Origin of the sequence: Streptomyces sp. NPDC004629, from assembly GCF_042873595.1 — a bacterium.
Classification (GTDB): domain Bacteria; phylum Actinomycetota; class Actinomycetes; order Streptomycetales; family Streptomycetaceae; genus Streptomyces.
On sequence record NZ_JBIALO010000031.1, the window covers coordinates 85,122 to 107,039 of the forward strand.

Annotated in this window: 18 protein-coding genes and 1 pseudogene; 13 read left to right on the top strand and 6 right to left on the bottom strand. The window is 72.3% G+C overall.

Features of this window, described 5'->3' with window-relative positions; all coding sequences use genetic code 11:
- Positions 1–75 precede the first annotated feature (75 nt).
- From ACFYTE_RS34415 to ACFYTE_RS34425, 3 genes are all read left to right on the top strand, one after another.
- On the top strand, positions 76–675 hold the full coding sequence (locus ACFYTE_RS34415; RefSeq protein WP_351741068.1) for a TetR/AcrR family transcriptional regulator: 600 nt from the start codon (positions 76–78) through the stop codon (positions 673–675).
- 360 nt (positions 676–1,035) lie between these two features.
- Positions 1,036–2,193 carry an acyl-CoA dehydrogenase family protein gene (locus tag ACFYTE_RS34420; RefSeq protein ID WP_388719105.1) on the top strand — a complete coding sequence of 386 codons (1,158 nt, stop codon included), beginning with the start codon at positions 1,036–1,038 and terminating at the stop codon, positions 2,191–2,193.
- Between the two features lie 45 nt (positions 2,194–2,238).
- Positions 2,239–3,117, top strand: a complete 879-nt coding sequence (locus ACFYTE_RS34425; protein ID WP_388719107.1) for an acyl-CoA thioesterase — start codon at positions 2,239–2,241, stop codon at positions 3,115–3,117.
- A 255-nt stretch (positions 3,118–3,372) separates the two neighbouring features.
- Here the strand turns inward: ACFYTE_RS34425 and ACFYTE_RS34430 are convergent, their stop codons facing one another.
- From ACFYTE_RS34430 to ACFYTE_RS34440, 3 genes are all read right to left on the bottom strand, one after another.
- Positions 3,373–3,888, bottom strand: a complete 516-nt coding sequence (locus ACFYTE_RS34430) for a hypothetical protein (RefSeq protein WP_388719109.1) — start codon at positions 3,886–3,888, stop codon at positions 3,373–3,375.
- Positions 3,889–3,985: 97 nt separating this feature from the next.
- Positions 3,986–4,783, bottom strand: coding sequence for a phosphatase (locus tag ACFYTE_RS34435; protein ID WP_388719111.1), 798 nt, complete (start codon positions 4,781–4,783; stop codon positions 3,986–3,988).
- A gap of 63 nt (positions 4,784–4,846) precedes the next feature.
- Complete coding sequence (locus ACFYTE_RS34440) at positions 4,847–6,856, bottom strand: helix-turn-helix domain-containing protein (RefSeq protein WP_388719113.1); 2,010 nt, start codon at positions 6,854–6,856, stop codon at positions 4,847–4,849.
- Between the two features lie 215 nt (positions 6,857–7,071).
- Here ACFYTE_RS34440 and ACFYTE_RS34445 point away from each other — a divergent pair, with 215 nt between their 5' ends.
- The 3 genes from ACFYTE_RS34445 (at position 7,072) to ACFYTE_RS34455 (ending at position 10,818) form a co-directional block, all read left to right on the top strand.
- The gene (locus ACFYTE_RS34445; RefSeq protein ID WP_388719115.1) at positions 7,072–7,932 is read left to right on the top strand and encodes a hypothetical protein; all 861 of its coding nucleotides are present in this window, start codon (positions 7,072–7,074) and stop codon (positions 7,930–7,932) included.
- A gap of 56 nt (positions 7,933–7,988) precedes the next feature.
- Positions 7,989–8,948, top strand: a complete 960-nt coding sequence (speB, locus tag ACFYTE_RS34450; RefSeq protein WP_388719117.1) for an agmatinase — start codon at positions 7,989–7,991, stop codon at positions 8,946–8,948.
- Between the two features lie 184 nt (positions 8,949–9,132).
- Complete coding sequence (locus tag ACFYTE_RS34455; RefSeq protein WP_388719119.1) at positions 9,133–10,818, top strand: thiamine pyrophosphate-binding protein; 1,686 nt, start codon at positions 9,133–9,135, stop codon at positions 10,816–10,818.
- Between the two features lie 15 nt (positions 10,819–10,833).
- Here ACFYTE_RS34455 and ACFYTE_RS34460 read toward each other — a convergent pair whose 3' ends face one another.
- Positions 10,834–10,980: a hypothetical protein gene (locus ACFYTE_RS34460; RefSeq protein WP_388719121.1), complete on the bottom strand. Its 147-nt coding sequence runs from the start codon at positions 10,978–10,980 to the stop codon at positions 10,834–10,836.
- A gap of 264 nt (positions 10,981–11,244) precedes the next feature.
- Positions 11,245–11,703: pseudogene (locus ACFYTE_RS34465) on the bottom strand (endonuclease I family protein); the annotation flags it as partial.
- Positions 11,704–11,919: 216 nt separating this feature from the next.
- On the opposite strand from ACFYTE_RS34465, the gene ACFYTE_RS34470 reads away from it, so the two are divergent.
- From ACFYTE_RS34470 to ACFYTE_RS34490, 5 genes are all read left to right on the top strand, one after another.
- The gene (locus tag ACFYTE_RS34470) at positions 11,920–12,780 is read left to right on the top strand and encodes a serine hydrolase (RefSeq protein ID WP_388719123.1); all 861 of its coding nucleotides are present in this window, start codon (positions 11,920–11,922) and stop codon (positions 12,778–12,780) included.
- Between the two features lie 53 nt (positions 12,781–12,833).
- Complete coding sequence (locus ACFYTE_RS34475; RefSeq protein WP_388719125.1) at positions 12,834–13,859, top strand: esterase-like activity of phytase family protein; 1,026 nt, start codon at positions 12,834–12,836, stop codon at positions 13,857–13,859.
- 1,187 nt (positions 13,860–15,046) lie between these two features.
- Positions 15,047–18,811, top strand: coding sequence for an ABC transporter ATP-binding protein (locus ACFYTE_RS34480; RefSeq protein WP_388719127.1), 3,765 nt, complete (start codon positions 15,047–15,049; stop codon positions 18,809–18,811).
- A 420-nt stretch (positions 18,812–19,231) separates the two neighbouring features.
- Positions 19,232–19,624, top strand: coding sequence for a hypothetical protein (locus ACFYTE_RS34485; RefSeq protein WP_388719129.1), 393 nt, complete (start codon positions 19,232–19,234; stop codon positions 19,622–19,624).
- An 18-nt stretch (positions 19,625–19,642) separates the two neighbouring features.
- Complete coding sequence (locus tag ACFYTE_RS34490; protein WP_388719131.1) at positions 19,643–19,858, top strand: hypothetical protein; 216 nt, start codon at positions 19,643–19,645, stop codon at positions 19,856–19,858.
- 166 nt (positions 19,859–20,024) lie between these two features.
- On the opposite strand, the gene ACFYTE_RS34495 is transcribed toward ACFYTE_RS34490, so the two are convergent.
- Positions 20,025–20,627 carry a TetR/AcrR family transcriptional regulator C-terminal domain-containing protein gene (locus ACFYTE_RS34495; RefSeq protein ID WP_388719133.1) on the bottom strand — a complete coding sequence of 201 codons (603 nt, stop codon included), beginning with the start codon at positions 20,625–20,627 and terminating at the stop codon, positions 20,025–20,027.
- A gap of 111 nt (positions 20,628–20,738) precedes the next feature.
- Here ACFYTE_RS34495 and ACFYTE_RS34500 point away from each other — a divergent pair, with 111 nt between their 5' ends.
- Both ACFYTE_RS34500 and ACFYTE_RS34505 read left to right on the top strand, forming a co-directional pair.
- On the top strand, positions 20,739–21,281 hold the full coding sequence (locus ACFYTE_RS34500) for a sensor histidine kinase (RefSeq protein ID WP_388719135.1): 543 nt from the start codon (positions 20,739–20,741) through the stop codon (positions 21,279–21,281).
- Entirely contained in the window at positions 21,167–21,907 is a 741-nt protein-coding gene (locus ACFYTE_RS34505) for a response regulator (RefSeq protein ID WP_388719137.1), read from the top strand. Before ACFYTE_RS34500 ends, ACFYTE_RS34505 begins: the two co-directional genes overlap by 115 nt.
- The last annotated feature ends 11 nt before the right edge of the window (positions 21,908–21,918 follow it).

Below are 21,918 nucleotides of genomic sequence, written 5' to 3' on the forward strand. Positions count from 1 at the left end.
TGGTCGACTGTTAATGAGCGTTAACCATTTCTCACAGGTTAACGAGCGCTAACCCCGCTGTCTAGAATTGCTGCCATGGTCACCAGAACCGGCGCCCCCGGGCGCCGCGAGCAGATCCTCAAGGAGGCCGCCCGGCTGTTCGCCGAGCGCGGCTTCCACGGCGTCGGGGTCGACGAGATAGGGGCCGCGGTCGGCATCAGCGGCCCCGGTCTCTACCGGCACTTCGCGGGCAAGGACGCGATGCTCGCGGAGCTGCTGGTCGGGATCAGCGGACAGTTGCTGACCGGGGCGAAGCGGCGCCTGGCGGAGGCCGACGGCGCGGCCGGCCCCATGGCGGTCCTCGACTCCCTCATCGAGGGCCACATCGACTTCGCCCTCGACGACCGCCCCCTGATCACCCTGCACGACCGTGAGCTGGACCGCCTGCGGGACAGCGACCGCAAACTGGTGCGCCAGCTCCAGCGGCAGTACGTGGAACTGTGGGTCGAGGTGCTGCGGGCGGCGTATCCGGGGCTCGCCGAGCCGGCCGCGCGCTCCGCGGTCCACTCGGTCTTCGGCCTGCTGAACTCGACCCCGCACCTGGGTCGGCCGGGCTCCCTGCCGGGCCGTGCGACGACCGCGGCCCTCCTGCACCGCATGGCCCGCGGGGCGTTCGCGGCGGCGGGAGCGGCCTGACCGGCACCGGCGCGCCCGCGAGACGGACAGCCAACCTCCTCCGGCAGCCGGCCCCCGCTGAGGGCGACGACGCTCGCCGCCCTGCGGGCCGAGGCGGACCACCGGGCGCGGGGCGGGTCGGCGGTGCCTGGGCGCTGGGGGAGTCGTTCGGGCGTGGTCGCGGACGACGGTGCACGGTGTCCCCGCGCGTGTCCTCGGCGACCGGATCGCGTGGCCGGCCCGGGTGGCGTGTGGTGCGGGGGAGTGGTGGCCGGGCGTGATGCGCGTTACCCCCGGGACGCCCTGGACGGGACCCGTACTCGCCGGTACGGTGGTACCTGAGCAAGCGCTTAGACACGCGAGGTACGTGGAGGTGGCGGCGTGCGCCGTACGGTGTTCAACGAGGATCACGAGGCGTTCCGGGAGACCCTTCGCGCCTTCATCGAGGCCGAGGTCGTGCCGGTGTACGACGAGTGGTTCGCCGCCGGCCAGGCCCCGCGCGAGTTCTACCACAAGCTCGCCGAGCTGGGCCTCTTCGGCATCAACGTCCCCGAGGAGTTCGGCGGCGCCGGCCTGGAGACGCACAAGTTCGAGGCGATCCAGTACGAGGAGACGGCCCGCGCCGGCGTGAACTTCGGCGGCTCCGGCGTGCATGTGCTGCTCGCCCTGCCGTACATCAAGATGCTCGCCACCGACGAGCAGAAGAAGCGCTACCTCCCGAAGTTCGTCTCCGCCGACGAGATGTGGGCCATCGCGATGACCGAGCCCGGCACCGGCTCCGACCTCGCGGGCATGAAGACCACCGCCAAGCTCTCCGAGGACGGCACGCACTACGTCCTCAACGGCGCCAAGACCTTCATCACCGGCGGCGTCCACGCCGACCGCGTCATCGTCTGCGCCCGTACCGCCGCGCCCAGCGCCGAGGACCGCCGCTTCGGCATCTCCCTCTTCGCCGTCGACACCAAGTCGGCGGGCTACTCCATAGGCCGCAAGCTGGACAAGCTGGGCCTGAAGACCTCCGACACCGCGGAGCTGGCGTTCGTCGACGTCAAGGTGCCCGTCGAGGACCTGCTCGGCGAGGAGAACAAGGGCTTCTCCTACCTCGGCGCCAACCTGCCCTCCGAGCGCTGGGGCATCGCCTTCGGCGCCTACGCGCAGGCCAAGGCCGCCGTCCGGTTCGCCAAGAGCTACGTCCAGGAGCGCACCGTCTTCGGCAAGCCGGTCGCCCACTTCCAGAACACCAAGTTCGAGCTGGCCGCCTGCCAGGCCGAGGTGGACGCCGCCGAGGCGGTCGCCGACCGGGCCCTGGAGGCGCTGGACGCGGGCGAGCTGACCCCCGCCGAGGCCGCGAGCGCCAAGCTGTTCTGCACCGAGGTCGCGCACCGCGTCATCGACCGCTGCCTCCAGCTGCACGGCGGCTACGGCTATATGAACGAGTACCCGATCGCCCGCCTGTACGCGGACAACCGCGTCAACCGCATCTACGGCGGCACCAGCGAAATCATGAAGACGATCATCGCCAAGGACATGGGCCTGTAAGGGGCCCGGCAAGTCCACGAAAAGATTGCGGGATACAACTGACTCATGAGTCAGGCACTTCAGTCCCTGCTCGATCTGCTCGACCTGGAGCGGATCGAGCAGGACATGTTCCGCGGCCAGTCCCGCTCCGCCGTGGTCCCCCGGGTCTTCGGCGGGCAGGTCGCGGCCCAGGCGCTGGTCGCCGCCGGGCGCACGGTCCCGGCCGACCGGCACGCGCACTCCCTGCACGCCTATTTCCTGCGGCCGGGCGACCCGGGCGCCCCCATCGTCTACACCGTCGACCGCATCCGCGACGGCCGCTCCTTCACCACCCGCCGGGTGGTCGCCGTCCAGCACGGGCAGCCGATCTTCCACCTCTCGGCGTCCTTCCAGACGTACGAGGAGGGCCTGGAGCACCAGGCGCCCATGCCCGCCGCGCCCGACCCTGAGACGCTGCCCACCTCCGAGGAGCGGCTGCGCGGTTACCCGCACCTGGACGCGCGGATCGTGGAGAAGTTCCAGGAGGCCCGCGAGGCGGTCGACCTGCGCTACGTCGACGAGCCGCCCTACGGCAGCTACGGCGTGCCGCGCGAGCCGCACTCCCAGGTGTGGTTCCGCACCAACGGCAAGCTGGACGGCGACATCGACGCACCCCTGCTGCACGTCGTGCTCGCCACCTACGTCTCCGACATGACGCTGCTCGACTCCGTGCTGCTCGCGCACGGCCGCGGCGGCTGGGCCGTCGGCGACGTGGTCGGGGCGTCGCTGGACCACGCGATGTGGTTCCACCGGCCGTTCCGCGCCGACGAATGGCTGCTGTACGACCAGGAGTCGCCGTCCGCACATGGCGGCCGCGGGCTCGGCCAGGCCCGCATCTACACCCAGGACGGCCGGCTCGCCGTCTCGGTGATCCAGGAAGGCGTGGTCCGTGTGCCCAGGGGCTGAACGCCTGGGCGTGCGGCCCCTGTCGGCGTCAAAAGGACTTTGAGTCCTGCCCGAGGTGCCGATCCCATAGGGCCGGGCTAGGCTGAATGGCGAGCCGCAAAACAGGGCACGCCCCGTGCTGTTGAAGTTCCCAGGACACGGAACTCCGGTCGTTGATCTCGCCCACGCGTATCGCGTGGTCCGACCTGGCGGCATCGGTGCGAAGACGTGCTCTTCAGATCCAAGCGGTGAAGCCAGAGACCGCGCCGCACCTTTTCAAACCACTGCGGCTGCGGCCATCCACTCGCCCGCCCCGAAAGTGGCGCGCGAGACGATGGAAGGAAAGGCATTCCCATGCGAGCACAACGCGCAAGGCGTCTCCTTGCGGTGTCCGCTGCCGGCGTTCTGATGGCCGGCGGCGCCGCGATCGGCGCAGCGGGTACTGCTTCGGCAGCTCCGGCGCACGTCAACTCCGGGTACTCCAGCAATGACCACGGCGGTCATGGCGGTTACGGCGGCCACGGCGGTTACGGCGGTCACGGCGGTTACGGCGGTCATGGTGGCTACGGCGGTCATGGCGGTTACGGCGGCCACGGCGGCTATGGCGGTCATGGTGGCTACGGCGGTCACGGCGGCTACGGCGGCGACCACGGCGGTGGCGGTCACGGTGGTGGAGGCCACGGCGGTGGCGGTCACGGTGGTGGCGGTCACGGTGGTGGCGGTCACGGCGGTGGCGGTCACGGCGGTGGCGGTCACGGCGGTGGCGGTCACGGTGGCGGTGGCGGCGGTCACGGTGGTGGCGGCGGACGCTGACCGTTCACGCACACAGCGCGATGTGCGGCTCCCTCGCCGGGGCCGCACATCGCGGCGTCTGGGGACGGTCGGCCCGTCAGTCGCCCTTGCCCAGGCCCGCTTCCGTCAGCAGATAGGCCGTCATCGGGTCGTAGTAGCGCGGGCTGAGGACGTGATCGTCGAGCGGCACCGCCACCTGGAGCGTGCCCTCGGACTCGGCGAGGAACAGCGCCGGGTCGTTGCAGTCGGCGTACCCGACGGAATCGAGGCCGTGCTGCGCGGCGTAACCGGCCCAGCCGTGGTCGGCGACGATCAGGTCGGGCAGCGGGCGGCCCTCGCGCTCAAGTCCCGTCAGAATGGCCCGCATCGGCTCGCCGGAATGGGTGTGCCACAGCGTGGCGCCGTGCTCCAGGACGGCCACGTCCGCGAACTGCATGACGTACCCCTCGTCCGTCTGGAGCCCGTCCGGGATGACCACGACCTCGCAGCCGGCCGTGCGCAGCGCGGCGGCCGTGGCCCGGTGCACATCGAGCAGGCCGCCGGGGTGGCCGGTGGCGAACAGCACCCGCTGCCCACCGTCGGCCGCCTTGCGCAGCCGCAGCGCCAGCCGGTCCAGGGCGTCGACCGTCAGCCGGGGGTCGATGGTGTCCTGTCCGTACCGGTACTCCGGGTCGTCGTTGACGCCGACCCGCTCCGCCATCACCGCGAGCACGTCCTGCTCGTCCTGCCAGCGGTCCCCCAGCTCAAGCCCGAGCCAGAAGTTGCGGTCGCCGTTGGCCAGCTTGCGGTAGTGGGAGAGGTTGTTCTCGCGGGGGGTGGCGACATCGCCCGCGATACGGGTGCTCACTAGGTGGTCGACTAGCTCGGCGCGGCTGGGTGTCCCGGGTATCGGCATGCCCCCCATTGTGGGGCAGCGGGCCGGGCGATTCCCCCGGCGTATCGCACGCTGGGACGCGGGTCACTCACCGTGTTTCAGCGCGAACCACAGCTCCATGCGGACATCGGGATCGTCGAGGTCCGCGCCGAGCAGCGCCGCGCACCGGCCGATCCGCTGCCGCACGGTGTTGCGGTGCACGGCGAGCGCGACCGCGGTGCGGTCCCAACTGCCGTGCAGGGAAAGCCAGCTGCGCAGGGTCTCGGCGAGGGCCGGCCGGCCGGCGAGCGGCGCGAGCAGCTCGCGCGCGAACCCCTCCGCCTCGTCCGCCGGGACCAGCCCGGTCAGCCCGGCCCGGCCGCCGTGGCGGACCAGCGCGGTACCGGTGACGCGGGCGCGGGTCAGGGCGCGGGCCGCCTGTGCGTCGGCGGACGGCCACTCGTGCGGGGCGACCGGGGCGCTGACGCCGAGGGTCCAGCCGGGCTGCGGGTCGGGCTCGCGGTCGGCGGGCACCAGCACCCGTACGGCGTCACGGCCTACGTCGACCAGCGCCGAGCCCAGTGCCGCGCCGAGCGCCGAGCCGGCGACCGTGTCCGGCGCCTGGGTCTGCGGGCGGGCGTGCACGACGCGCCACCGCCCGTCGCCCAGCAGCGGCGCGACGTCCTCCGGTTCCGCGCCCAGCAGCAGCCGGACCAGCGCCGCGGAGCGCGCCGCCCCGGCACCGCTCTGGTGCTCCCCGGTGAGCAGCGACAACAGGACGGCGGCCACGGAGGCGATGGTGTGGTCGCCGGCCTCCCGGCGCGGCACCACGACCCCGAGCACAAACCCCTGCCCGTTCCCCAGCGAGTAGGCGGCGAGATGCGTCCCGCCCACCGCATCGGCCGCGGAGGCCGGCCCGACTCGTCCGCCGGCGGGCACGGAGACGACACCGGACGTACAGCTGCCGTCACCGGACCGCGCGTGCACCGGGGCCGTGGCCTGGGCGGGGGTGGCCGGTCCGGTGGCGGGCCGCGTGATGGGGCCGGGTGCGGGTGTGGGTGTGGGTGTGGTGGGGCTGGTGGCTGTGCCGGGTGTGGAGGCGTGGTCGGCGGAGTGTGTGTGGCTCGGGTGCGCGGCTCGGGCGGGGGTGGCCGGTCCGGTGGCGGGTCGTGCGGTGGGGCCGGAGGCGGTGAGGGGTGGGGGCGTGTGGTCGCCGGTGCATGCGTGCACCGGGGCCGTGGCCTGGGTGGGGGGCGGCGCGGAAGCCGTCTCCTTCGTGGGTGCCCGGCGCCCGGCATCCGCAGTGGTGGGCGCGGGGGCCGGGCCGGGCGGCTCGGGGGTCCGGGAACTCGGGGGCGGGCCGGGCGGCTCGGGTGTGCAGGGGCTCGGGGCCGGGTTGCGGGGGGTGTTCGGGAGGGGGCGTACCACCTGGGTCAGGCGGTTCAGGGCCGTGCGCACGTCGTCCTCGGGCGGCCGGCCGGCCGAGGCGATCTCCGTGCCGTCGGGGCCGTACAAGCACGCCCGGCCGCCCAGCCGCTGGGCCAGCCGGCGCAGCACCGCGGGGACCGGGTCCGGGCGGGACGCCGCGGACGCGAGGCTCTGCTGCGCCTCCGTGACCCTGCGCAGCTCGGCCAGCCGGGCCTGGGCCATGAGCTGCCAGACCGCCCGGGCCACGCCCGAGAAAGTCGTCTGCGGCGGTACCTCGACGAGCGGCAGTTCGTATGCCTCGCAGGCCGCGACCAGGGCCCGCGGAACCGTGTCGTGCACCGGCGCGACGCCGAAGCCCAGCGCCGCGCCGCCCGCCGCCACGATCCGGGCCACGTAGTCGTCGAAGTACTTTCCCAGACTCGGCTTCGCCCGACCGGGGGCACCCCCGTCCGAGCCCGCCGCCTCGGGGATGTGCACGCCCGCGGTCAGCAGCAGTTCGCCGCCGAGCAGGTACGGATAGGGGTCGGACATCTCGGAGGTGTGCGCCCAGTGGATGGCGACCCCGGGACCCGACGGCCCGGCGATCTGCCGCAGGGCCAGGTCCTCCCGGGCCAGCAGCGCCGCCAGCGGGACCGGCGGGGTGGGCGGGACCGCCGGGGCGGCCGGTGCCGACCTGTCCGGCAGCATGTGCGTTCCCTCCATTTTGACGCGCTCGAATGGATGAAACGTACACTTCGCAGTTGCTTTCCGGCCACCTAATGTCGGTCCGGACCGGCAGCCGCGGGTACCGGCGTCTGTCCCCGTGATCCGCTGCCGGCGTCCCCGCCCGGAAACCCGCTTCCGGGACACCCCACTCGTCTCCGCACGACACGCCACCGACCGCGCGCGAAGGAGGGCCCCACATGGCCGTCGACTACACCGTGATCGTCGTCTATCTCGTCGGCATGCTGGCCATGGGCTGGTGGGGCATGCGCCGCGCCAAGTCGAAGAGCGAGTTCCTGGTGGCCGGCCGCCGCCTCGGACCGGCCCTGTACTCCGGCACCATGGCGGCGATCGTCCTCGGTGGCGCCTCCACCATCGGCGGAGTGGGCCTCGGCTACAAGTACGGCCTGTCCGGCGCCTGGATGGTCTTCACCATCGGCCTCGGCCTGCTCGCGCTGAGCGTCTTCTTCTCCGCCCGTATCGCCCGCCTGAAGGTCTACACCGTCTCCGAGATGCTGGACCTGCGCTACGGCGGCCGGGCGGGCGTCATCTCCGGCCTCGTGATGTGGGCGTACACCCTGATGCTCGCGGTGACCTCGACCATCGCCTACGCCACGATCTTCGACGTCCTCTTCGACCTCGACCGCACCGTCGCGATCGTCATCGGCGGCTCGATCGTCGTCGCGTACTCCACGCTCGGCGGCATGTGGTCCATCACGCTGACGGACATGGTGCAGTTCGTCGTGGAGACGATCGGTGTGCTGCTGCTCCTGCGGCTCCTCGTCCCGATCCTCGGCGGGCTGCTGTGGCGGCGCGGCACCGCGCAGGGCGCCCTCGCCTCGGTGATCGTCGGCGGCCTCGCCGTCATCGGCCTGATGGCGTCCTTCGGCATCCTGGCCAACGAACCCGTCTACTACGGCCTGTTGTCCTCCCTGGTCGCCTACATCGTCGTCTCCCTGCTGACGAAGCCGACCGACGCCACCGTGCTCGCCGCCTGGCGCGAGCGCCTTGCCGGACGGTCCCCCGCACTCGCGTCCGAACCCGTCCCGGCCCACCAGTAGAGTCACCGGCAAAGCAGTACATGCGCGAACAAGCGCAGGAAAGAAGGCATTTCACCATGAGCAGCAGCGAGACGCCCCGCGGCCCCGTCGACTCCTCCCGCGTCCCCCGGTACGCCGGTCCCGCGACCTTCGCCCGGCTGCCCCGCCTCGACGAGGTCGGCACCGCCGATGTCGCCGTCGTGGGCGTGCCGTTCGACTCCGGTGTCTCCTACCGGCCGGGCGCCCGCTTCGGCGGCAACGCCATCCGCGAGGCGTCCCGGCTGCTGCGCCCCTACAACCCGGCGCAGGACGCCTCGCCCTTCGCGCTCGCCCAGGTGGCGGACGCCGGTGACATCGCCGTGAACCCGTTCCACATCAACGAGGCCGTGGAGACCATCGAGGCGGCGGCCGACGACCTGCTCGGCACCGGCGCCCGGCTGATGACCCTCGGTGGCGACCACACCATCGCGCTGCCCCTGCTGCGCGCGGTCGCGAGGAAGCACGGCCCGGTGGCCCTGCTGCACTTCGACGCCCACCTCGACACCTGGGACACCTACTTCGGCGCCGAGTACACGCACGGCACCCCGTTCCGCCGCGCCGTCGAGGAGGGCATCCTCGACACCTCCGCCCTCTCCCACGTCGGCACCCGCGGCCCGCTCTACGGCAAGCAGGACCTCAGCGACGACGAGAAGATGGGCTTCGGCATCGTCACCTCCGCGGACGTCTACCGGCGCGGCGCCGACGAGATCGCCGACCAGCTGCGCCGGCGCATCGGTGACCGGCCGCTGTACGTGTCCATCGACATCGACTGTCTCGACCCGGCGCACGCGCCCGGCACCGGCACCCCGGAGGCGGGCGGCATGACCTCCCGCGAGCTGCTGGAGATCCTGCGCGGCCTGGCGTCCTGCAACCTGGTGTCGGCGGACGTCGTCGAGGTGGCGCCCGCCTACGACCACGCCGAGATCACCTCCGTGGCCGCCTCCCACACGGCCTACGAGCTGACCACGCTGATGACCCGCCGGATCGCGGCCGCGTAGCTCCGCTGGTTCGGCGGTGTTGGGTCGTTGTTCGGCTGCGGCCGCGTCGTGGCTGGTCGCGCAGTTCCTCGCGCCCCTTTGGGGCGCTGGCTGACGTGGTTCGGCTGCGGCGGTGTGGGGGCTGGTCGCGCAGTTCCTCGCGCCCCCTTTGGGGCGCCCGACTCGATAAGGAGAGCGAGCTTCAGTGACGCACGACCACGATCTGGTACTCCGCCCGACGGCCGCGCAGACGGCCGCCGCCCTCGACCCGCCACCGGGCCGCAACGGCGGCGATCTGGTCGTGGAGACCCTGGCCGGGCTCGGCGCGACGACCGTGTTCGGACTGCCCGGCCAGCACGCCCTCGGCATGTTCGACGCGTTGCGCCGCTCGGACCTGCGGTATGTGGGCCTGCGCGTGGAGAACAACGCCGCGTTCGCGGCGGACGCGTACGGCCGGATCACCGGCGAGGCCGCGCCGCTGCTGCTGTCGACGGGGCCGGGCGCACTGACCTCGCTGGCCGCGCTCCAGGAGGCGGCGGCGGCCTCCGCGCCCGTCCTCGCCATCGGCAGCCAGGTCCCGACGGCCGGGCTCGGCGGCGGCCGGCACGGCTATCTGCATGAACTCCCCGACCAGGCGGCCTCGTTCCGTGGCGTGGTCAAATCGGTCCACACCGTCCGCGCCCAGTCCCAGATCCCGTCCGCCGTCGTCGCCGCCTGGAAGTCGGCGCTGACCGCCCCGCACGGCCCGGTGTGGGTGGAGATCCCGCAGGACGTGCTGCTGGCGCGGACGGCCCTGCCGGTGGTGACCGCGCTGGACGCCACCCCCGACGAGCTGGTCCCGCGGCCCGAACTGACCGCGCTGGCCGCCGATCTGCTCGCGCGCGCCGCCCGGCCGGCGATCATCGCCGGCGGGGGAGTGGTCCGCGCGGACGCCGCAGGCAAGCTGCTGCGGCTGGCCGAGCGCCTGGACGCCCCGGTCGTGACGACCTTCGGTGGCAAGGGCGCGTTCCCGTGGGAGCATCCGCTGTCCCTCCAGTCGTGGCTGGAGGACCGGCACACGACGGACTTCCTGGAGGACGCGGACGTCCTGCTGGTGGTCGGCTCCGGACTCGGTGAACTGTCCTCCAATTACCACACGTTCGCGCCGCGCGGCCGGGTGATCCAGATCGAGGCCGACCTCGGCAAGCTGGAGTCCAACCACCCCGCCCTGGGCATCCACGCGGACGCCCGGCTCGCCCTCCAGGCGCTGCTGGAGACGGTGGCGGAGCGCACGGACGCCGCGGCGCCGGGGCGGGTGCGGGCCCTGCTCGCCCAGGTCGCCGACCGCATCGCCGGCCAGGAACTCACCCTGGAGCAGGACGTGTTGGCCGCGGTGCGCCGGGCCCTGCCGGCTGACGCCCCGTCCTTCTGGGACATGACGATCCTGGCCTACTGGGCCTGGTCTGCCTTCGACGCCCAGGCCCCGAACACCATGCACTCGGCGCAGGGCGCCGGCGGCCTCGGCTACGCCTTCCCGGCGGCCCTCGGTGCCGCCGTCGCCGACCCCGGCCGTCCGGTGCTGGCGGTGTCGGGCGACGGTGGCGCCCTCTACTCGATCGCCGAGCTGGCGACGGCCCGCCAGTACGGTCTGAACGTCACCTGGCTGATCGTCGACGACGGGGGCTACGGCATCCTGCGCGAGTACATGACCGACGCGTTCGGCCAGGCCACGGCGACGGAGCTGACTCGCCCCGACTATGTGGCGCTCGCCGGGTCCTTCGGGGTCCCCGGGGTGCGCACCGGCCCCGAGACCCTGGAGGCGGACCTGGCGAGGGCGCTCGCGTCACCGGGGCCGTCGGTGGTGGTGCTCCCCGCGGTGCTGCGGATGTTCGCGCCGACGCACCTCGGTTGAGGACGACGGCCCGGGTCAGCAGGCGCCCGGGCCCACGCCGTCCATGCGGCCGCCGAAGTCCCCGAGGTAGCGCGAGCGCCAGTCGCCCTTGAACACGTCCCGCTTCTCGACGGGGGACCAGTTGACGAAGCAGGCGCGGGCGCTCGCGACGGCGGAGCCCACATGGTCGTGCAGGCTGGGCGGGCAGCATCAGGGCGATCAGCGCGAGGGCGGCGGCGAGGGACCAGGAACGCAGCTTCATGCGGCTCTCCGAGAAGGCGAGTTGGGACGCCCCCTTCCGAGCGGCCGAGGGCGTCCCCATGCTCCTGTCCGGGCTCCGTGACATGCCCGGCTCGCAGATCGGCCTCACCGATGTGAGCGAAGTAGTTGTTCAAGCACACCCGGCAGCGGGAGCCGTGGCCGCTCGGAACGGCGGCCGTGATGCGCCTACCAGATGGCGTCCACCCACTCCGGGTGGTCCACGAACGGGTTCCGGTTGTGCTGGTAGGAGTCGTAGATGACCTGGTTGCGGCGTTCCTCGAAGGCGTTCGGCGGGTCCTCGTCGTTCCACCGCTTCAGGACCGACAGCTTGCCCATGTACGGGGTGCTGCCGTTGTCGACCTTGTCGTCGGGTTCGAGGTCCGCGAAGCCGTCGCCGCCCTCGTAGCGGACCGCCATGTAGAGGATCATGCGTGCCACGTCACCCTTGACGGCGTCGCGTGGCTCGAAGGAGTCCGCGTCGGTGCGGCTGCCGCCGGAGTTGGTGAAGGTGCTGCCGCCCTCGTCGAAGTCCTTGTTGCTGCGGGTGGAGTTGACCTGGACGTCCTCGGGCCGGATGTGGTGCAGATCGGTGCCGGGGCCGGTCGAGGTGGTGAGGTTGCCGTGCGAGATCGCCCAGACGTGGGTGTCGCCGGCATCATGTGGGGTCCGTTCTACGCGGGTTGAATGGAGGCGGCACCATGCAGGGTGACATGGACATGTAGTGGCGGTGGTGTACGGGACGTGTCGGTCGCGTGACGGGATGCGGCACGTAGCGTCGGCCGCCGGGGATTGCGAAGGATTTGCCCTACGGGTGGGCCGGTGTGTACAACCATTTGTTCGAAGTCGTGAGTCAACAGGTACATGACTCATCGGATATCCAGACGCGCCGCGGTACTGACCGCGGGCGTCGGTGCCGCGGTGCTCGTGCCGGGCATCGTCATCGCCGCTCCGGCGTCCGCAGCGACCGCGCCCTCGGTCAGCTGCACGTCCGCCAAGGCGGGCCTCGCCGCCAAGCTGAAGAAGGACATCACGGCCGCCCTCGCGACCCGCAAGGGCACCGTCGCCGTCGGCCTCTACGACCGCACCTCCAAGACGACCTGCACCCTGCGCCCCTCCACCGCCTACGACTCGGCCAGCGTCGTCAAGGTCACCGTCCTCGCCACGCTGCTGTGGGACGCGAAGAAGCACAATCGCTATCTGACCGACCGCGAGGTCACCCTCACCAAGGCCATGATCACCAAATCGGACAACGACGCGACCAGCAAGCTGTGGAAACAGCTGGGCCCGACGAAGATCAAGGGCTTCCTGGCCGCCGCCAAGATGACGCAGACCAAGCCGGGCGCGAACGGCTACTGGGGCCTGACCCAGATCACCGTGACCGACGAGCAGAAGCTGCTCAAACTCGTCACCGCCAAGAACGCGGTGCTCAGCGACAACTCCCGCGCCTACATCCGCAAACTGATGGGACAGGTCGTCTCGTCGCAGCGCTGGGGCACCCCGTACGGCGCGCCCTCCGGTGTCTCCGTGCACGTCAAGAACGGCTGGCTGCAGCGCTCCACGCACGGCTGGCGGGTGCACAGCGTCGGCACGTTCGACGGCCGTGGGCACGACTACATGATCACCGTGCTGACCCACGGCAACAGCACGATGAACTACGGCATCAGCACCATCCAGGGCGTGGCCAAGGCCATCCACAAGGACCTCGCCGCGGCCGGAAGCTGAGCCTTCACTGCGCGGACCCCACGGCGTCACCGAGCTGCCCTACGGTGACGCCCATGCGCATGAGAACCGCACTCGCCACCTTCACCGCCGCGCTGGCGGCGGCCACCTGCCTCACCGCCGCGGGGACCGCGGGGGCGGCCCCCGCACGGGACAACGCCTGCTCGCCCGCCGTCTCCGTCGACCGCTTCTCCGACGCGCTCGACAAGACGACGTACGAGGGCACCTTCGTCGGCAACTTCTCCGCGCTCGCCGTGGACCGCGACGGCTCCCTCGCCGCCCTCTCCGACCGCTCCGCGCTCTTCGGTCTCGACGCGAAGACCCTCCGGCCGACGTCGGTCGTCCCGCTCGCCGACGAGAAGGGCGCCCAGCTCGACTCCGAGGGCCTGGTCGTGGACCGCGACGGGACCCGGCTGGTCAGCTCCGAGACCGAGCCCTCCGTACGCCGCTACTCACGCGACGGCCGGATCCTCGACCGGCTGCCCGTGCCGTCCGCCCTGCTGGTCGCCCCCGCGGGCCGCGCCACGAACAACCTGACCTTCGAGGGCCTGACCCTGCTGCCCGGCGGGCGCACCCTGCTCGCGGCCATGGAGGGCCCGCTCTCCGGCGACGCCGCCGACACCGTCCGCTTCCAGACCTGGCAGCGGACGAAGGGCGGCCACTTCCGGCTCTCCGCCCAGTACGCCTACCGCACCGACCCGGGTCTCGGCGTCCCCGAGGTCCAGGCGACCCCCGACGGCCGGCTGCTCGTCCTGGAACGCGGCTTCACCGCAGGCGTCGGCAACACCGTCCGCCTCTACCTGGCCGACCCGCGGCACGCCACCGACACCGGCGGCGTCGAGAACCTGACCGGCCAGAAGGGCGTACGGCCCATCAAGAAGACCCTGCTGGCGGACCTCGTCGACTGCCCGTCCCTGGGCGCCACCGCCAAGCAGCCCCAGCCCAACCCCCTCCTCGACAACATCGAGGGCATGGCGATCACGGGCCGCGACCGGGGCCGCCTGAAGGTCGTCCTGGTCAGCGACGACAACCAGAACCCAGCCCAGACAACCCGCTTCTACCACCTACGCGTCCGCATCTGACCCACGTCGCGATCCCGGCCGGCTCTGTCCGCGGGGCGCGGCGACACGACCCGGCCGACCCGGGCTTCGGCTCGGGTGGGGGGTGGGTTTGTCTGCCTGAGGTGCGCGGGGCGGCCGGCCCCTTCACCGAGTGCGGTCTGTCCGACGAGCTGATGGCGCTGCGCGGCCGATGCACCCTCTGCCCCCGCTGCTCACGGCGCTGCCGCTGCTGGGCATCGTGGCGCTGGCCGCCGCCGGCTGCCACGTCCGGCCGCGGGCCTCCCGCCTACGCCGTCCCTCCGACCGCCCTGCGGACCTCGCACCGGCGCTGTTGCTCCACTCCTCACCTCCCCTCGCCGAACACATCGGTGGACCGGCCGGTCGGCGACGCACCGGCCGGCCGGTCCTGCTCGTCGGCTTGGACCGCGCGGGGCGGTCGGCGCCGCTCACCCGCCCGGGGCGGTCCAAGCACTGTGCACCGGGTGTCGTCATGTGGTCCGGACAGCGCCTGGGCGAGTCCGTCGCGGGGAGTACGGCGGGGCACCTCACCGCGCCCCTGCGGACGGGACGCCCGCCCGCGCCCTCCCCTGCGCATGGGGCCCGCCCGCGCGCTCCCCTGCGCATGGGCGAGTCCGTCGCGGGTAGTACGGCGGGGCACCTCACCGCGCCCCTGCGGACGGGACGCCCGCCCGCGCCCTCCCCTGCGCAGGTGCGTGCACGCCTGGCCGCTCCCCAACCGACCCGGCCGCCGCTCCCGTAACCGGCCGCCCCCGGGAGCCCGCCGAACCCGGTAACCGGCGCCCCCAGGCAACTCGCCGCATCTACACCCGGCCGGCGCCGAGCCACACCCCCACACCTCCGAACCGGCCGCGACCCGCGCCCCACCCGGCACGCCCAGCCCTTCGCGTCTCCGAGTCGGCTGCAACCCCCGCCCTCCCGGACCCACCCCCTCCCGTTTTCTAACCGGCTGCAACCCACCACCACGCCCACCAATCCCCGCACCCGCTAACCGGCTGCAACCCCCGCCCCTCCCGGCACCCTCAACCCCTCGCGCCTCCGAACCGGCCGCGCCTTCGACCCCGGCACTCTCAACATCCCGTACTCGAAATCGGCCGAACCCAACGGAGTGGTTTGTTGCGGGGGGATGAAATCCGGTGGGGGAGGTGTTGGTGTGTTGCGGACGATCGGGACTTGTGGGAGGCGGCGGCGTGGCAGTGGAACGGGGATGGGCCGGACGGCTGGCCGGGTACGCCTGGCGTTACCCCAAGGACGTCGTCCTCGCGCTCGGCTCCTCCCTCGCGGGCATGGCGGTCATGGCGCTGGTCCCGCTGGTCACCAAGGTGATCATCGACGATGTGATCGGCGACCACAGCCGCCCCATGGCCCCCTGGGCCGGCACCCTGATCGGCGCCGCCCTGCTGGTCTACGTCTCCACCTACATACGCCGCTACTACGGCGGCCGGCTCGCCCTCGACGTCCAGCACGACCTGCGCACCGAGATGTACGAGACGATCACCCGGCTCGACGGCCGCCGCCAGGACGAGCTGTCCACCGGCCAGGTGGTCGGCCGCGCCACCAGTGACCTCCAGCTGATCCAGGGCCTGCTCTTCATGCTCCCGATGACCATCGGGAACGTCCTGCTCTTCGTGGTCTCCCTGGCCGTCATGGCCTGGCTGTCGCTGCCGCTGACCCTGATCGCCCTCGCCGTGGCCCCCGCCCTCGGCTGGATCGCCCGGCGCAGCCGCTCCCGGCTGCACCCCGCCACCTGGTACGCGCAGGCCCAGGCCGCCGCCGTCGCGGGCGTCGTCGACGGCGCCGTCACCGGCGTACGCGTGGTGAAGGGCTTCGGCCAGGAGGAGCAGGAGACCGGCAAGCTGCGCGAAGTCGGCCGCCGGCTGTTCGCAGGGCGGCTGCGCACCATCCTGCTGAACAGCAGGTACACGCCCGCCCTCCAGGCCGTCCCGGCCCTCGGCCAGGTCGCCATGCTGGCCCTCGGCGGCTGGCTCGCCGTACGCGGTCACATCACCCTCGGCACGTTCGTCGCGTTCTCCACCTACCTCGCCCAGCTGGTCGGCCCGGTCCGCATGCTCGCCATGGTGCTCACCGTCGGCCAGCAGGCCCGCGCCGGCACCGAGCGCGTCCTGGAGCTGATCGACACCGAGCCGAGCCTGCGCGAGGGCACCAAGACCCTGCCCGCCGAGGCCCCCGCGACCGTCGAGTTCGACGACGTCTCCTTCGGCTACGACCCGCGGCACCCGGTCCTGCAAGGACTGAGCTTCGAGATCCGGCCGGGCGAGACCCTGGCCGTGGTCGGTTCCTCCGGCTCCGGCAAGTCGACGGTCTCCCTGCTGCTGCCGCGCTTCTACGACGTCACCCACGGCGCCGTCCTGATCGCCGGCCACGACGTGCGCGAGCTGACCTACGACTCCCTGCGGGCCGCGATCGGCCTCGTCCCCGAGGACTCCTTCCTCTTCTCCGACAGCGTGCGCGCCAACATCGCCTACGGCCGCCCGGACGCCACCTTCGAAGAGATCGAGAAGGCCGCCCGCGCCGCCCAGGCGGACCGCTTCATCGCCGAACTGCCCGACGGCTACGACACCGAGGTCGGCGAACACGGCCTCACCCTCTCCGGCGGCCAGCGCCAGCGCATCGCCCTGGCCCGCGCCCTGCTCACCGACCCGCGGCTGCTGGTCCTCGACGACGCCACCTCCGCCGTGGACGCCCGGGTCGAGCACGAGATCCACGAGGCGCTGAAGCAGGTCATGACGGGCCGGACCACCCTGCTCATCGCCCACCGCCGCTCCACCCTCGGCCTCGCCGACCGCATCGCCGTCCTCGACGCCGGCCGGCTCGCCGACATCGGCACCCACGACGAACTCCAGGAGCGGTCCGCCCTCTACCGCCGCCTGCTCACCGACCCCGACGAACTCGGCGGCGTCTCCCCGGGACACGCCCGGCCCGCCGCACTCCGCGAGGACACCTCGGTCCGCGAGGAGCTGGACGCCGAGTTCGACGCGGAACGCGGCGTGACCCCGCATCTGTGGAGCGGGGACCGCGAACCGAAGGACCCCAAGGACCCCAAGGACCCCAAGGACACAGCCCTCGCGGGCACCCCGGCCACCCCCGAACTGCTCGCCCAGGTCGAGGCGCTGCCCCCGGCGACCGACACCCCCGACATCGACGAGGCGCACGCCGTCCGGCCCGAGCAGTCGTACGGCCTGCGGCGCCTGCTGCGCGGCTTCGGCCTCCCCCTCCTCGTCAGCCTGCTGCTCGTCGCCGTCGACGCGGGCATGGGCCTGCTGCTGCCGATCCTCATCCGGCACGGCATCGACCAGGGCGTCAGCCGGATGGCGCTCGGCGCCGTCTGGGCGGCCTCGCTGCTCGCCCTGGCCGCGGTCCTCGTGCAGTGGGCGGCGCAGATCGGCGAGACCCGGATGACCGGGCGCACCGGTGAACGCGTCCTGTACTCCCTGCGTCTGAAGATCTTCGCGCAGCTCCAGCGGCTCGGACTCGACTACTACGAGCGGGAGCTGACCGGCCGCATCATGACCCGGATGACCACGGACGTGGACGCGCTGTCCACGTTCCTGCAGACCGGCCTGGTCACCGCGTTCGTCTCCGTCGTCACCTTCTTCGGCATCATGGTCGTCCTGCTGGTGATCGACGTACAGCTCGCGCTGATCGTCTTCGCCACGCTGCCGCCGCTCGTCCTCGCCACCGTGTTCTTCCGCCGGGCCAGCGTGAAGGCGTACGAACTGGCCCGCGAGCGGGTGTCGGTGGTCAACGCCGACCTCCAGGAGTCGGTGTCCGGGCTGCGCATCGTGCAGGCCTTCCGGCGGGAACGGGACGGCGCTCGCCGATTCGCGGGGCGCAGCGACAGCTACCGCGGTGCCCGCATCCGCGGCCAGTGGCTGATCTCCGTGTACTTCCCCTTCGTCCAGCTGCTGGCCTCGGTCGCCGCGGCGGCCGTACTGATCGCGGGCGCGGGCCGGATCGGGGCGGCCACCCTGACCACCGGCGCCCTGGTCGCCTACCTCCTCTACATCGACCTGTTCTTCGCCCCCGTGCAGCAGCTCTCCCAGGTCTTCGACGGCTACCAGCAGGCGTCCGTCTCCCTCGGCCGCATCCAGGAGCTGCTGCGCGAGCCGACATCCACCGAGTCCGCCGCCGCGCCGCTCGACGTGCTGTCGCTGCGCGGGGACATCGCCTTCGAGGACGTGCACTTCGCATACCGCACCGACGGGCCGGGCACGCCGGGCGAGGCGGCCCTCACCGGGATCGACCTGCGGATACCCGCCGGGCAGACCGTCGCGTTCGTCGGCGAGACCGGGGCCGGCAAGTCGACCCTGGTCAAGCTGGTGGCCCGGTTCTACGACCCCACCAGCGGCCGGGTCACGGTCGACGGCACCGACCTGCGCGCCCTCGACCTGTCCGCGTACCGCCACCGCCTGGGTGTCGTCCCGCAGGAGGCGTACCTCTTCCAGGGGACCGTGCGCGACGCCATCGCCTACGGCCGTCCCGACGCCACCGACGCCGAGGTGGAGGCCGCGGCCCGTGCGGTCGGCGCGCACGACATGATCGCCCGGCTCGGCGGCGGCTATCTGCACGAGGTCGCCGAGCGCGGGCGCAACCTCTCCGCCGGCCAGCGGCAGCTGATCGCGCTCGCCCGTGCGGAACTGGTCGACCCCGATGTGCTGCTGCTCGACGAGGCCACGGCCGCCCTCGACCTGGCCACCGAGGCCCAGGTCAACCAGGCAACCGACCGGCTCGCGGGCCGCCGTACCACGCTCGTCGTCGCCCACCGGCTCACCACCGCCGCGCGCGCCGACCGGGTCGTCCTGATGGACCACGGCCGAGTCGCCGAGGACGGCACCCACGAGGAACTGCTGGCACGCGGCGGACGGTACGCCGACCTGTGGCGGACCTTCATCGGCCAGTCCGAACCAGAGGAACCGATAGGCATACCCGGCTGACCCCACCCCACCCCACGCCCCCCGCCGGGCCCACCGCCGCCTCGCGGACGGCGGGTGCGCGGCTGTGGCCCGCGGGGCCTGCCGCCGCCTGCCGGGCTGTCACCGCCCGGGTGCGCTGCCGTCGTATTCGGCCCGCCGCAGCGGTCCGGCGGGGCTTTCGCCGTCTGACGGGCCGCCGCTGCTGTCCGGGTGCGTTGCCGTCGTATTCGCGCCGCCACAGTCGTCCAACGGGCCCGTCGCCGTCCTGCCTGCCGTTTCGGACCGCCATCCGTGTTCGACGGGCCGTTGCTCGGGGGGTATCGCCGGGTGGCTCGGTGTCGCTGTTTGGCTTTGTGACGGGTACGGGTCAGGCAACCATCCGACGCTTGTCGTGCGTCCGTACATCAGTACGTTCACGGCCGGGACAGGGGAGGGACGACAGTGGGCAGTGGTGCGATGCGCAGGCGGCTGGCGCTCGGCGTGGCCGTGCTGGCCGCCTCCGGGGTGCTCGCCTTCGCGACGCCCGGTGGCGCGCTGGCGGCGTCGGACGGACTCTGCGCCGGACGCAAGGTGAAGACCCTGCCCTTCTCCACCGGCGCCGTGCAGGTCTACAGGCGCAACGGCTACGTCTGCGCGGTCACCCTCCCGAAGCGGCCCGGCATCAAGCGCATGATGTCGGTCAGCGTGCAGGCGCGCGGCAACCGCCCGGTGGTGGACAGGGGCCGCTACGCCCACCGGGCGGGCCCGGTCACCGTGCACGCCGGGCACCGCTGTGTGTGGGTGAAGGGTTCGGTGGCCCGCGGCTCGGTGAGTTCCGGCTGGATCCTGTGCTGACCCCACCTGTAGGCCGGCGTGACCAACGGCGCTCTCGTCGCGCCGGCGGCCGGGCTCGGCGCGTCCGTGGAGCACCGGCATGAAGCGCTGCCGCCGAGCGTGCGCCGGCTGCTGTGTGCGAGCGTCGCGGTGTACGTGCTGATCGGTCTGGCCGGAGCGCTGGCCGCCCAGGTGCTGCCGGGGAGGAGCTGCGCTGGCGGGGACTGCTCGTGCACGCGCTGCCCCCGCTGGTGATGGCCCTGCTCACCGGGCCCCTCGGCAGCCGGCTGCCGGCGGTCGCCGTGGTGTGGCGCTCATGGCGGCGGCGCTGTGGGGGCTGCGGGGTTATCCGGGGCGCCTGACGCGATTCGAGCAACGCTCTCGGCGTGCGCTGTCCTGACGCGGACCGCGCCGGCGGCGGTCAGCGTGTCGGTTCTGGGCGGGCCGTCGCCCCGCGCGTCGCGATGTGCTGCTCAAGGCCGCCGAGGATGAGCGCGAGGCCCGCCTCGAATGCCGCCTCATGATCGAGCGCGGGGACGTCGTCCGGCAGGTCCTCGCCGCCTGGTGAATCCGTGTCCGCCTGTTCCTCCAGCACGCAGCCGACGGTGAAGCGGCTGGCGGCGAGCATCGCCATCTGCGCGTCTTTCTCGGGCACGCCGGAGGTGACGAGGAAGGCCATCTTGCGGCGGATCCGGTCGAGGTCGCCGGTCGGGATGCTGCCGGCGTGAAGGCGTGCACCGTCGCGGCGCTGCAGCAGCGTGCGCCGGAAGCTGCGCGAGTTCTCCAGGAACCACTCGCGCCAGTCGTCCTCCGGTGACGGGAGCGGCGCGGTGGCGTGCGGGGCCATGGCGGCCTCCGCCATGGCCGCCAGGAGATCCTTCTTGGTCCGGAAGTGGTAGTAGAGCGACGGCTGCTCGACGCCGAGGCGTTTGGCCAGCCGTCTGGTGCTCACGGTTTCCAGGCCCACTTCGTCGAGCAGATCCAGCGCCTCAGTGACGACGGTCTGACGGTTCAACTTGGTCACGTTGACAATCTATCGCTGATAGAAGACTCTGGAAAGGAATCTATCACCGATAGATTTTTGGGTGGGTGGGTGTCATGACGGACAAGGTCACGAGGCGAACTGAAAGCGACCGTGGGCCTGCTGCGCGAACGCGACGAACCCCACGGCCATTCGACCGAGCCCGCCCCCGGCCTGATGCAACTGCCGCAGCTGATCGCCTCGTTCGACCAAGTCGGCCTCACCGTCACCCTCACCCAGGACGGCGCCGCACAGCGGCTGTCACCCGGCGTCGACCTCACCGCCTACCGCATCACGCAAGAAGCACTCACCAACGTCTCCAAGCACGCCCTGACCACCATGGCCGCCGTCCACCTGCACTACACCGTCAGCCTGCTGACCCTGACGGTCACCGACGACGGCCCGCCCGCAGAGGTCCGCGGCGCCGCCGGATACGGCCTGATCGGCATGCGTGAGCGGGCCCACGCCGTCGGCGGACACCTGCACGCCCACCCCCGCGATGAGACCGGATTCGAGGTGAGGGCCGAGCTTCCCACCCTCACGTGCTCGCCGACGACCAAGCGCTCCTCGCCGCAACCTTCCAGGTCCTCATCGACGCCACCGACGACCTTGAAGTCGTCGCCACCGCGGCCGACGGCGACCAGGCCGTACAGCTGACCCGCAGCACCGCACCTGACGTCGTGGTCATGGACATCCGCATGCCCCACCAGGACGGCCTGTCCGCCGCCGCGCAGATCACCTCCGACCCCCGGCTCCACGGCACCCGCGTCCTCATCCTGACCACCTTCGAGACCGACGACTGCATCACGCGGGCCCTGCGAGCGGGCGGCAGCGGCTTCCTCGGCAAAGGCGTCGGCCCCGCCGAGTTCCTCGCCGCCATCCGCACCGTCGCGGCCGGCGACATGGTGCTCTCCCCGCTGGCCACCCACGCCGTGGTCACCCGCTCCCTCGCCGGCTCCAGCCCCGAACGACCTCACGTCACCCCGCGCGAGCTGGAGAGCCTCACCCCCCGCGAACAGGAAGTCCTGCTCTGCGCCGCCGAGGGGCTCACCAACGAAGAAATCGCCGAGCGCCTGTACGTCAGCCCGCTGACGGTCCGCACCTTCGTCCAGCGCATCATGCACAAGGTCGGCGCTCACCACCGTGGCCAGCTCGTCGCCCTCGCCTACCGGACCGGCTTCGCCCGCGTGCCCAAGCCGCCCCCGTTATCTTTTTCGCGGTCCTGCAAGAGGGCCGCTGGCCTCCGGGCCCGGCATGACTGTGTCCCCCTGTCGAAGGCATGACCTGGGGGGTG

What these genes read in the sequence shown, in the direction of transcription:
- ACFYTE_RS34415 (WP_351741068.1), top strand. Translation starts at nt 76, where the DNA reads ATGGTCACCAGAACCGGCGCCCCCGGGCGCCGCGAGCAGATCCTCAAG.
- ACFYTE_RS34475 (WP_388719125.1), top strand. Translation starts at nt 12,834, where the DNA reads ATGCGCATGAGAACCGCACTCGCCACCTTCACCGCCGCGCTGGCGGCG.
- ACFYTE_RS34435 (WP_388719111.1), bottom strand. Translation starts at nt 4,783, where the DNA reads ATGCCGATACCCGGGACACCCAGCCGCGCCGAGCTAGTCGACCACCTA.
- ACFYTE_RS34445 (WP_388719115.1), top strand. Translation starts at nt 7,072, where the DNA reads ATGGCCGTCGACTACACCGTGATCGTCGTCTATCTCGTCGGCATGCTG.
- speB (WP_388719117.1), top strand. Translation starts at nt 7,989, where the DNA reads ATGAGCAGCAGCGAGACGCCCCGCGGCCCCGTCGACTCCTCCCGCGTC.
- ACFYTE_RS34470 (WP_388719123.1), top strand. Translation starts at nt 11,920, where the DNA reads ATGACTCATCGGATATCCAGACGCGCCGCGGTACTGACCGCGGGCGTC.
- ACFYTE_RS34440 (WP_388719113.1), bottom strand. Translation starts at nt 6,856, where the DNA reads ATGCTGCCGGACAGGTCGGCACCGGCCGCCCCGGCGGTCCCGCCCACC.
- ACFYTE_RS34425 (WP_388719107.1), top strand. Translation starts at nt 2,239, where the DNA reads ATGAGTCAGGCACTTCAGTCCCTGCTCGATCTGCTCGACCTGGAGCGG.